Consider the following 11087-nt stretch of genomic DNA (forward strand, 5'->3'; position numbering starts at 1 on the left):
GTTCAAGTACCAGGAGCAAAAGCGCGCTGCCGAAGCCAAGTCCAAGCAGAAGATCATCGAGATCAAGGAAGTCAAGTTCCGCCCGGGCACGGACGAAGGCGACTACCAGATCAAGATGCGCAATCTGCGCCGCTTCATCGCCGAAGACGGTGACAAGGGCAAGGTCACGCTGCGCTACCGGGGCCGTGAAATCACCCACCAGGACATCGGTATGCGCCTGCTGGAGCGGATTCGCGACGAACTGGCCGACGTGGCGATCGTTGAGAACATGCCGAAGCTCGAAGGTCGGCAGATGATCATGGTCCTGGCGCCCAAAAAGCGCTAAAGACCGAAGAGTTCAACCCGCCGGTTTGGTCGCCGACGGGTTCATTAGTCTCCTGAGGCCAACAAGTGCGCCGGGCTCACCGGCGCCGCCCCAGGGACGCACTTAGAAGGAGCATCAACATGCCCAAAATGAAGACCAAGAGCAGCGCGAAAAAGCGTTTTCGCGTTCGTCCGGGTGGCACCGTCAAGCGCGGTCAGGCGTTCAAGCGCCACATCCTGACCAAGAAGACCACGAAGAACAAGCGTCAGCTCCGCGGCGCCGTCACCGTGCACGAAACCAACATGGGTCACATCGCTCAGATGCTGCCCTTTGCTGGCCTGTAATTCATCACTGACTCRAGGAGAAACACATGCCTCGCGTCAAACGTGGTGTAACCGCTCGTGCCCGTCACAAGAAGGTCTTGGCTCTGGCCAAGGGCTTCCGGGGTCGTCGTAAGAACGTCTTCCGCATCGCCAAGCAGGCGGTGATGAAGGCGGGCCAATACGCCTACCGTGACCGTCGTACCAAGAAGCGCGTCTTCCGCCAGCTCTGGATCGCCCGTATCAACGCTGCATCGCGTGGTCTGGGTCTGTCCTACAGCAAGTTCGTGGCGGGTCTGAAGAAGGCCCAGATCGAGATCGACCGCAAGGTCCTCGCCGATCTGGCCGTGAACGACCCGGCTGGTTTTGCCAGCATCTTCGCCAAGGTGAAGGCCGCGCTCGCCTGATTGCGATTCGCCCTGGCTCGCGTCGGGGCACGCAAACTTTCAGGGCCGGCCCACCAGGGTCGGCCCTTTTTCATTCCGAATTCCGAATGTCTGATCTCGACGCTCTTCTTGAAGCGGCACGCAGCGACTTTGCCGCCGCGCCCACGCCCGCCGAACTCGAAAACGCCAAGGCGCGCTTCCTCGGCAAGTCCGGCCGCGTGACCGAACTGATGAAGGGCCTGGGTGCCCTCAGCATCGAGGAAAAGAAGACCCGTGGCGCCGAGATCAACCAGCTCAAGGTCGGCATCGAAGCCGCCCTGACCGCCCGCCGCGATGCCCTCGCCGCCGCCGAGCTCGAGAAGCAACTCAAGGCCGAGGCCCTGGACGTCACCCTGCCCGGCCGCCAGCGCGGCACCGGCGGCCTGCACCCGATCACGCGCGCGATGGAGCGCATCGAGGCCATCTTCGCCTCCATGGGCTTCGACGTCGCCGACGGCCCGGAGATCGAGACCGACTGGTACAGCTTCTCGGCGCTGAACAACCCCGAGAACCACCCGGCCCGCTCCATGCAGGACACGTTCTACGTCGACATGAAGGACGAGAACGGCGCCTGGCTGAACCTGCGTCCGCACACCAGCCCGATGCAGATCCGCTACGCCCAGGCCCACGCCAAGCGCTACGCGGGCCAGGACACCATGCCCGAAATCCGCGTCATCGCGCCGGGCCGCACTTACCGCGTCGATAGCGATGCGACCCACTCGCCGATGTTCCACCAGGTCGAAGGCCTATGGGTGGGCGAGAACATTTCGTTCAAGGACCTGAAGGCGGTCTATCTCAACTTCATCACCGCCTTCTTCGAGACCGACCAGCTGCAGCTGCGCTTTCGCCCCAGCTACTTCCCTTTCACCGAGCCCAGCGCCGAGATCGACATCATGTTCGAGAGCGGCCCGCTGAAGGGCCGCTGGCTGGAGGTGTCGGGCTCCGGCCAGGTGCACCCGCAGGTGATCCGCAACATGGGCCTGGACCCCGAGCGCTATATCGGCTTCGCCTTCGGCTCCGGCATCGACCGCCTGGCCATGCTGCGCTATGGCGTCAACGACCTGCGCGCCTTCTTCGACGGCGACCTCCGCTTCCTCTCGCAGTTCAAGTAATTCAGAAGAGCTATGCAATTCCCCGAGTCCTGGCTGCGCGAGTTCTGCAATCCGCCGCTGTCCACTGAAAAACTGGCCGAACTGCTGACCATGTCCGGCATGGAGGTCGAAGAGCTGCGCCCGGTGGCGCCGCCCTTTCACGGCATCGTCGTCGCCGAAATCCTCGAAGCCGAGCAGCATCCCAACGCCGACAAGCTGCGCGTCTGCAAGGTCAATGCTGGTGGGCCTGAGCCGCTGCAGATCGTCTGCGGCGCGCCCAATGCCCGCGTGGGCATCAAGGTGCCGCTGGCCACCGTGGGCGCCGAGCTGCCTTCTGACGCCGCGACCAAGCCCTTCAAGATCGGCGTCGGCAAGCTGCGCGGCGTCGAGAGCTTCGGCATGCTGTGCTCGGCCCGCGAGCTCAAGCTCAGCGAAGACCACGGCGGCCTGCTGGAACTGCCCGCCGATGCCGTCATCGGCGAGGACATCCGCAAGCACCTCAACCTCGACGACACGCTGTTCACGCTGAAGCTCACGCCCAACCTGGGGCATGGCCTGAGCGTCTTCGGCGTCGCCCGCGAAGTGGCCGCGCTGACGGGCGCGCCGCTGCTCAAGGCCGAGTTCCCGCCGGTCAAGCCTGGCATCGACGACAAGCTGCCCATCCGGATCGAGGCGACCGATCTGTGCGGCCGCTTCTCCGGCCGCATCGTCAAGGGCATCGACACCAAGGCCAAGACGCCCGCCTGGATGGTCCAGCGCCTGGAGCGCTGCGGCCAACGCTCGGTGACTGCCCTCGTCGACATCTCCAATTACGTGATGTTCGAGTACGGCCGCCCGTCGCACATCTTCGACCTCGACAAGATCAGCGGTGAGCTGGTCGTGCGCTGGGGCAAGGCCGGCGAGCAGCTCAAGCTGCTGAATGGCAACACCATCACCGTGGATGAGAAGGTCGGCGTCATCTCGGATGCACGCGAGGTCGAGTCCCTCGCCGGCATCATGGGCGGCGACCACACCGCCGTGTCCGACGACACGCGCAACGTCTACGTCGAGGCCGCCTTCTGGTGGCCCGAGGCCGTCATGGGCCGCGGCCGTCGCTACAACTTCTCGACCGACGCCGGCCACCGCTTCGAGCGAGGTGTCGATGCGTCGCAGACCGTCGAGCACCTCGAGCGCATCACGCAGCTCATCATCGACATCTGCGGCACGCCGGACACGCGCGTCGGCCCGATGGACGACCAGTCGCCCAATGTGCCGGTGCGCAAGCCCGTGGCCCTGCGCGTCGCCCGGGCCGCCAAGGTCATCGGCATGCCGCTGACACAGGCGCAGTGCGAAGGCGTGTTCACGCGCCTGGGCCTGCCGTTCACGGCTGCTGACGGCGTCATCACCGTCACGCCGCCGAGCTGGCGCTTCGACATCCTGATTGAGGAAGACCTCATCGAGGAAGTCATCCGTGTACTGGGCTACCCGACGCTGCCGTCCACCGCGCCGCTCGCGCCCATCGTCGGTCGCACCGGTTCGGAATCGCGCCAGGCCACTCATGCGCTGCGCCGCGCCGTTGCCGCACGCGACTACTTCGAGACCATCAACTTCAGCTTTGTCGAAGAACGCTGGGAGCGCGAGCTGGCCGGTGTCACCGACCCCATCAAGCTGCTGAATCCCATCGCCGCGCCGCTGTCGGTGATGCGCACCAGCCTGATTGGCAGCCTCGTGCAGGTGCTGCGCCACAACCAGGCCCGCCGCGCGACGCGTGTGCGCGTGTTCGAACTGGGCCGCGTGTTCAAGCGCGACGCTGCAGTGGCCAACGGCCCGCTGTCGGTAGCCGGCATCGAGCAGCCGCTGCGCCTGGGCGGGCTGGCCTGGGGGCCGGCCGACCAGCAGCAGTGGAGCCAGCGCGACCGCGCCGTCGATTTCTTCGACGTCAAGGGCGACCTCGAAGCCCTGTTCGCACCGCAGGCGCTGAGCTTCGAAGCCGCCGAGCACCCTGCCCTGCACCCCGGCCGCAGCGCAAGCGTCAAGCTGAACGGCGTCGCCATCGGCATCGTCGGCGAACTGCACCCGCGTTGGCGCCAGGCCTATGAGATCAGCGGCAGCGCCCCCGTCGTCTTTGAGCTCAATCTCGACGCCGCGCTGACTCGCACGCTGCCGCAAGGCCAGCCGCTGCCGCGCCAGCAGGCCGTGCAGCGCGACCTGGCCCTGGTCGTCAAGGACAGCACGCCCCACGACGCACTGATGGCCACCATCACGGCCGCTGGCGGCGCGCTGCTGCGTTCAGCCAAGCTCTTCGACGTCTTCAAACCCGCTGCTGGCGCCAGCATGGATCTGCAACCCGACGAGCGCTCCCTGGCCGTGCGCCTGGAACTGCTCGACGACGAAGCCACATTGACCGATGAGCGCATCGATGCAGCCGTGGCCGCCATCGTGGCCGYTGTCGGCGACCAGCTCGGCGGCCGCCTGCGCGGCTGACCCCAGGAACAGGAACACGAATGGACGCGAACGACGCCAAGAAATCCGAATCCGCTGCGGTCGTCATCGGCAGCCTGGAAACGCCCACCCTGACCAAGGCCGAGCTGGCCGAGCTGCTGTTCGACAAGCTCGGGCTGAACAAGCGCGAGTCCAAGGACATGGTCGAGGCCTTCTTCGACATGCTGCACGACAGCCTCGTCAAGGGTCAGGACGTGAAGCTCTCTGGCTTCGGCAACTTCAACATCCGCCGCAAGGCGCCACGCCCGGGGCGCAACCCGCGCACTGGCGAGTCCATCCCGATCAAGGCCCGCAACGTCGTGACTTTTCACGCCTCCCACAAGCTCAAGGGGTTGGTGCAAGGCGATACGCCCAGCGGCGAAGACTTCGAGTAGAGTCTGACGCCTTGCCTCAGCTTTCGCTCCGAAGCCCTTGATTTCAATGGACAAAGCGCTGCCTTCCATTCCCGCCAAACGCTACTTCACCATTGGTGAGGTCAGCGAGCTGTGCGGTGTGAAGCCGTATGTCCTGCGCTATTGGGAGCAGGAGTTCACCCAGCTCAAGCCCATGAAGCGGCGCGGCAACCGGCGCTATTACCAGCACCACGAGGTGCTGCTGATCCGCCGCATCCGCGACCTGCTCTACGACCAGGGCTTCACCATCAGCGGCGCGCGCAACCAGCTCAGCGAAGGCCTGCCATCGGCGGCCGCGGCGCAGAACTTCCGAGATGAAGCCGAGGCCGCACAGGCGCTCGAAGCCATGGATGGGGAACTCGACGGTGACGACGACGCCAACGCGCCGGTCGAACTGGCGCATCTGCCCGCCGTCCGGTTGGCATCGCATGCACATGCCCAGCCGCTGAAGGCCTCCGGGGCATCCTTGACACTGCCGGTGCTCGCCGTGGACCCGCTGACCTCTCTGGAGCAGGTTCGAGCCGAACTTCTTGCGATCCGAGCCAGCCTTCTGGGCTGAAAGCGCAATTCCTCGGTTATACTTTTTGGCTCAGTCGGGGCGTAGCGCAGCCTGGTAGCGCACTTGCATGGGGTGCAAGGGGTCGCGAGTTCGAATCCCGCCGTCCCGACCAAATAACAAGAAGAGAATCAACGGCTTAGCAGCTTCGGCAGCTAGGCCGTTTTCCTTTGTGCGACGCGTTTCGGCCTCCAGGGGTGAACCTGGGGGTGAACCAGGGAGGGGGCACTTGCTGGACTTAACGGGACGCAAAAGGACGCTCACCCCTCATTTGAGGGTGCGACCTCCACACACAGCGCAGGTCCCAGGTGGTCACGGACGCGCGACCAGCCACGCCTCATCGGCTAGCCCAGACGATCTTTGACTCGGGTCGCCTGAGAGGTGGCGTAAAGCCGGTCGATCAGTCAGCTTTCATCCGTGATGTCGCGAGGCCCTCGTTGTTGAAGATCTTCATCATGGTTTCTTCGGAACTGAGCATGGAGTCGATGGGCATCCGCAGGCCGTCCACCGTGACGATCTCAAGATGGGACACCGCCGCCGTGCCTGACACGCGATGGGCGTCCACGCATCATCAATAGTTGTGAGATGCCCTTGGGGGACGCGTGGGATCATCCGACGCTGAGGTTGCCTCGCACCGCGCGCTGGCATCCCACCGATCAGGGAGGCAGGCATGACAAAGTATCGTGCTCCGTTTGAGGTCGGCGCCGCGACGCGGCCCGGTGGAGAGCTGTCGTCCAGCTGCAGGAAGCGCCGAAGCGCCGCTCTTCGGCTGTCTGTGCTCCTGTGGCCGCTACTGCTCGGCGGCTGCGGCGCGCTGACCGTTCCGCAGCGAAACCAGGCTGCACTCGTCGCCATTGCAGGTGTCGGCGCGGCGGTGCCTGGTTCTGAGGTGGCCCAAACCTACTACCTGGGAAGCTTCGATCCCCGCGGGCAGCTGCCGCCCACGGTCTACCGCATCCGGGTGCGGGGACAGGCCAGCGTCCTGAATCAGACGAGGTTTGCCAGCGGCTGGGCACCTGCTGGCCTGGTGGACTCGCTGACCGGCAGCCTGAGCCTCGACGTGCGCAGCGGCAACGTCGCCGCTGCCAAGGCCGCGGAAAGCGAGTCGAGCCTGGGACAGGCTGGACGGGGCCTCGTAATGTTCGGTCCCGAAGGCTTTCGGGAGGCCCCGCGCGACCATCGGCTCATCATCATGATGGGCAGCAACCCGGAGATGATCGAACAGGCCTTTTCGAGCGCGCTGGGTACCGTGGCCAGGGTTCGGTTCGGCCAGCCCACGGCAGCGCTGGATCGGGAGCTGTTCGATCTCCTGATCAGCCTTGGACAGGAGCGCGCCCGCCTCGAGTCTCTGGCCGCGGAGCGCTGATCATGAGCCATCGCCCCACATCCGCGAAGGCGTCTTCGGCACCGTCCCGCCTGTCGTTTGCCGCGCTGGCTTCCGCCCTTCTGCTGGTGAGCGCCTGCTCGTCCCTGCAGGTCGATGTCGACGTCTACAAGGGGCCGCTGATTAACCACGAGTCGATGCAGCGTGACCAGATGACGTCGATGGCGATGTCGGCGAAGGCACTGATGCTCTCGATGCGCAACCGCCTGATCGACAACTCGCGGCCATCATGGACTGGCAGCGAGGATGGATCGATTCGCAACCGCACGCTGACGAGACAGGAGATTGCCGACATCATCGGCAGGGACTGGAAAGCGACGGATCTGCGCAACATGCGGCAGATCAACGACATCCTGACCTTTTACGACGACTGGGACGGCGAGATCCCTGCCCTAACCGATCGCCTGCAGGAGCATCGTCAGAAGTACGACCTCCGGATGCGTTCAGTGCGCGAGCAGCAGAGCATCGCCAGGAACAAGCTGGACCAGGATCTGACGGCGCTGGATACGGTTGACTTCGGCGAAGCTCATCTCGCCTTGCGCATGCAATGGGAGGACCTGTCGGAGGTGCTGCGGCTCGCACTCGCCGTCAGGCCCGCGCTGAGCCGCCGCGAGTTGATCAACTCTGCGGCAGACGGCTTGGCCAACCTCACGCAGCCACGCCTTCTCGCCTGCGCGCTGGCACTCGCGCCGCAGGACCCTGCCCTGGGCCGGCTCAAGGACGAGGCCCCGGACATCTTCTCGTCTCCCCTTGCGACCGAATGGCACACGGCGGAGTTCAAGAAGGCCCGGACTGCGCTGGCACGCGTCTTGAAGGAGAAGCCCGAGGTGGGCCTGCTTGCGATTCGCAGTGCCGACGTGATCCTGCTGGAGCCGCCACGGGACATCAAGGCGGCCTGTGACTCCTCCTCCAAGGCCCTGACCGCGCCGACGCCCAGCGATCGCAGTGAAATTCTGCTGAAGCGGTTCAAGGAGACGGGTGTCGTCCGGATGCCCAGGCGCTTCGACAAGCCGGACGAAGTGGCCATCGATGAACAGCTGACGAGCCTTGCGGCCGCCGTACAGGCGGCGGGGGCGAACGGCTTCGACAACGGCAGGGCCTACGAAGGCATCGACAGGGTGGCCACCAAACTGGCCCAGGAGCGGCAGCCGAGAAGCGATGCTTCGAGCGGCAAGAAGCCGGGGCGCGGCCCCGACCCGGAGAAGATCAAGGAGCTGGAGTCACAGCTCGATGGCCTGCTGGTGGACCTTGCCGCCCGGATTCAGTTCCTGGCGGGAAACCTCTGGCTCCTCGATGATGCCCAGAGCCCCACGCTCACGCTGGCGCCCACGACGTATGACGGCACGGCTCTGCCCTCGAGCGGTTCGCCCGAGCAAATCAACCGCTTCAAGGCGCTCCTTGAGGGCATCGCCAACAACATCCTGGTCCACGCGGACGACTTGCGCCATCGCAAGGCCCACGCCGACCAGCAGGCGAGGCTGGGCACAGCGGAAATCAATGCGCAGCGCGATGCGGTCAACATCAGCGAGTCCCAGGCCTTCATGCAGGTCGTGCAGGCGGTCAGGGACGAAAAGCTGCGGGTTCTGAAAGCGGAGTCGATCCAGGGCAGCACGCAACTGAGCGCTGCCAGGTCCGAGGCGGAACAGGCCGCGGCCTCGGCAAAACGTGCCAGCGACAGCCTGGCCGCAATGGCCGCGCTACGCACGCTGCTGGCACCGCTCACGCCGACTTCACAGGCGGCAGGCCTGTCCGGCAAGCTGGGAACCGATTCGGACTGGGCCGAGGACAAGAAGCGGGTCGACAAGAAGCTGGCGGCTGACACCTCCCCGCCACAAGACATCAAGCTGGAGGCACTGCGAGCGCAGCTCGAAGCCCTGCTGACAGCAGACAGCGAGGGCTTGAGCAATGCCGCGTCGCAGTCCACGCCCCGCGCCAAGCGGTATGTCACGCTTCTCGAAGCCGCGAAGAGCCTGCGGCCGCTCAACAACAGCGAGGATCTCCCCCGCACGGAGGCCATAGCGCAATTGCGCGGCCGGGTGGTCGAGTCACACAAAGCACTGATTGATGCGAACACCGCAGCGATCGAGTTCAAGGCCAAGAAAGATCTCGCTCTAAAGAAGCAGGAGGGCGAGCCCGCGGCCCAGGCGCCGGAGCTGGGTCACAAGGTCGCCAGCGACAAGTTCGACGCGGCCGTCGACGTCGTGATGTCGCAGCGCTCGGCTGTGGTCACCGCGCTCGGCGCGCAAGCGGCACCGCCGGACGCACGACTCGCCGCCAATGCGCTGATCAGCAAGCTGGACGCGCTGCCCGCCACCGATGCAGGCAAGCAGGCGGCCACCGACGCCAAGAGCGTCATCGTCGCCTTGAACCTGTCCCGACGCATCGATCCGCAGGCCGTGCCGGACGAGCCCATCCCCGCGAAGGATGTGCTCGACGAAACCATCACGCAGCTGCGCCGCCTGCACCTCGATGCTGTGAAACGAGGTGGCAAGAACGGCGCCGAAGCAACCCGCCTGCTCGAGGCCCTGGAGACCGCGCGGAAACAGCGGGAAGACATGATCTACATCCGCCCGACGGGCAGTTACCTGCGGTCGGTCTACGCCTCGACGTTCCTGCAGAACGACCCGGGCCTGCGGAGCCGCAACCTGCTTCTCGACGGGTGGCGCCGCATCCTTCAGTGCAAGGGCGCCGAGGAACAGGTGTGCGACATCCGCACCCAGCTTGACAAGGCGCACTGGCAGAACATCAACACCGTCCGGGTCGACGGTGCAGGCGGGTCCAACTTCGTCATTGCGAAGGATGACGTCGGGAACTGGTACGTCAAGGCCATGGGCACCGATCCCAAGGCCATGATCAGCGCGGTCAAGGGTCTGGCGCTCYACAACATGGGCGGGCGCTTCAACACGGATCTGCTGCGCGTCGACGAGCTCAGGGCGCGCGTCGATGACACCACGCTGGAAGGGACGGATCGCCGGCTGGCTGCCGACGAGCTGGACAAGCTGACAAAGACGACCTCGGGCCCTGCCGTAGCAGCCCGCACGCAGACGCTGGGCCTGTTCGCTGGGAACTACGCTGACCGCACCAAGCAGGACCTCGACCAGCTCGCGGGAACCGTCAAGGGCGACAGCCTGCAGACCAAGATCCGCAGCTTGTGGGACGGCAGGCTGACGGGGAGCAACCGCACAAAGCTCGACGAGGTGTTCGGGGCTGCAGACGTGAAGCAGTCCCTGGAGTCGGCACGTACGGCCGTCGATGACGCCACCGCACAGAAGAATGAAGGCGAGCGGATCACCGGAACCCTGGGTGCCATGCACCGCTGGCGCGGCACGCTGAAGGCGCAGGTCGCGAAGCTCGACGGGTTGACTGAGACGGAGCGCAATGCGCAGACCAACGCGCAGACGGGCGTGGATGCCGCAACGGCGCAGCGCGACGCGGCCGAGACAACGGTAGTGAAGGCCAAGGAGCTAGAGCTTGTCGCAACGCGCAAGCTGGCGGTCAGCGGCCTGACGGAAGCTCAACGGGAGCAGGCGATCAGCGAGGCCAACGAGGCGAAGCTCGCCGTGACCAAGGCGGAGACGGATGCCTCGGAGCGGCGGGCAGATCTGGCCATGCGCAAGGCCGATCTGACGGACGCGCAGAACAAGCTTCAGGAGGCCAAGGCACGCCAGCAGCAGCTGGCCGCCGACGTGGACACCGTGGTGCTCGGGTTCATGGACACGACGATCAAGCGCAGGCTGCAGCTCGTTCAGGAGACGGAGACCGCCGTGAAGGTGGTCGGCCATCGCACCGGCATCACCGGCAGCGAAACGCAGGCGCCGGCAGCGCCGGCAAAGCCGTAGTCTGGACACTTGGCAGGCCGCATGACTCGCAATTCCCGTTGCGGTGCGTGGAGGTCATGCACCGTCACGATGGCGATCCAGCGACGAGCGTTGTGCGTCGAGCTAAAGGACTAGCTGTTTTGTGGATGTCCTTGTCACAAGTACTTCCAACAATCGTGGCTACTAGGGAGACAGCACCATGGCCGACCTCACGCAAGCGCACCTGACAAGCCAGATCGCCGCAAGCACCCAAGGGGATCCAGAACTGGGCGAAGAGATTCGCACCAAGGCAGCCAAGCTCCCTGAGGGCGCACTC

10 protein-coding genes and 1 tRNA gene are annotated in these 11087 nt (G+C 65.2%); 10 read left to right on the top strand and 1 reads right to left on the bottom strand.

Going from position 1 to position 11087, the window contains the following annotated elements; genetic code table 11:
• The 8 genes from infC to ACXJKR_RS13800 form a co-directional block, all read left to right on the top strand.
• The coding region (infC, locus tag ACXJKR_RS13765) for a translation initiation factor IF-3 (protein ID WP_457323308.1) at positions 1–325 on the top strand (325 nt) is incomplete at its 5' end.
• 119 nt (positions 326–444) lie between these two features.
• The gene (rpmI, locus tag ACXJKR_RS13770) at positions 445–648 is read left to right on the top strand and encodes a 50S ribosomal protein L35 (RefSeq protein ID WP_056197410.1); all 204 of its coding nucleotides are present in this window, start codon (positions 445–447) and stop codon (positions 646–648) included.
• A 26-nt stretch (positions 649–674) separates the two neighbouring features.
• Positions 675–1031, top strand: a complete 357-nt coding sequence (gene rplT, locus ACXJKR_RS13775) for a 50S ribosomal protein L20 (RefSeq protein ID WP_025564000.1) — start codon at positions 675–677, stop codon at positions 1029–1031.
• A gap of 86 nt (positions 1032–1117) precedes the next feature.
• Positions 1118–2161: a phenylalanine--tRNA ligase subunit alpha gene (gene pheS, locus ACXJKR_RS13780; RefSeq protein ID WP_056197411.1), complete on the top strand. Its 1044-nt coding sequence runs from the start codon at positions 1118–1120 to the stop codon at positions 2159–2161.
• Between the two features lie 12 nt (positions 2162–2173).
• The gene (gene pheT, locus ACXJKR_RS13785; RefSeq protein ID WP_457323309.1) at positions 2174–4603 is read left to right on the top strand and encodes a phenylalanine--tRNA ligase subunit beta; all 2430 of its coding nucleotides are present in this window, start codon (positions 2174–2176) and stop codon (positions 4601–4603) included.
• Positions 4604–4623: 20 nt separating this feature from the next.
• Positions 4624–4995, top strand: a complete 372-nt coding sequence (locus ACXJKR_RS13790; protein WP_056197414.1) for an integration host factor subunit alpha — start codon at positions 4624–4626, stop codon at positions 4993–4995.
• A 46-nt stretch (positions 4996–5041) separates the two neighbouring features.
• Positions 5042–5572 carry a MerR family transcriptional regulator gene (locus tag ACXJKR_RS13795; protein WP_457323310.1) on the top strand — a complete coding sequence of 177 codons (531 nt, stop codon included), beginning with the start codon at positions 5042–5044 and terminating at the stop codon, positions 5570–5572.
• Positions 5573–5607: 35 nt separating this feature from the next.
• A tRNA-Pro gene (locus ACXJKR_RS13800) sits at positions 5608–5684 on the top strand.
• A 285-nt stretch (positions 5685–5969) separates the two neighbouring features.
• On the opposite strand, the gene ACXJKR_RS13805 is transcribed toward ACXJKR_RS13800, so the two are convergent.
• Positions 5970–6134, bottom strand: coding sequence for a hypothetical protein (locus ACXJKR_RS13805; RefSeq protein WP_457323311.1), 165 nt, complete (start codon positions 6132–6134; stop codon positions 5970–5972).
• A 105-nt stretch (positions 6135–6239) separates the two neighbouring features.
• On the opposite strand from ACXJKR_RS13805, the gene ACXJKR_RS13810 reads away from it, so the two are divergent.
• The gene (locus ACXJKR_RS13810) at positions 6240–6935 is read left to right on the top strand and encodes a hypothetical protein (RefSeq protein WP_457323312.1); all 696 of its coding nucleotides are present in this window, start codon (positions 6240–6242) and stop codon (positions 6933–6935) included.
• Between the two features lie 2 nt (positions 6936–6937).
• Positions 6938–10792: a hypothetical protein gene (locus tag ACXJKR_RS13815; RefSeq protein ID WP_457323313.1), complete on the top strand. Its 3855-nt coding sequence runs from the start codon at positions 6938–6940 to the stop codon at positions 10790–10792.
• Positions 10793–11087: the final 295 nt, after the last annotated feature.

Source organism: Roseateles sp. P5_E11, from assembly GCF_054049355.1.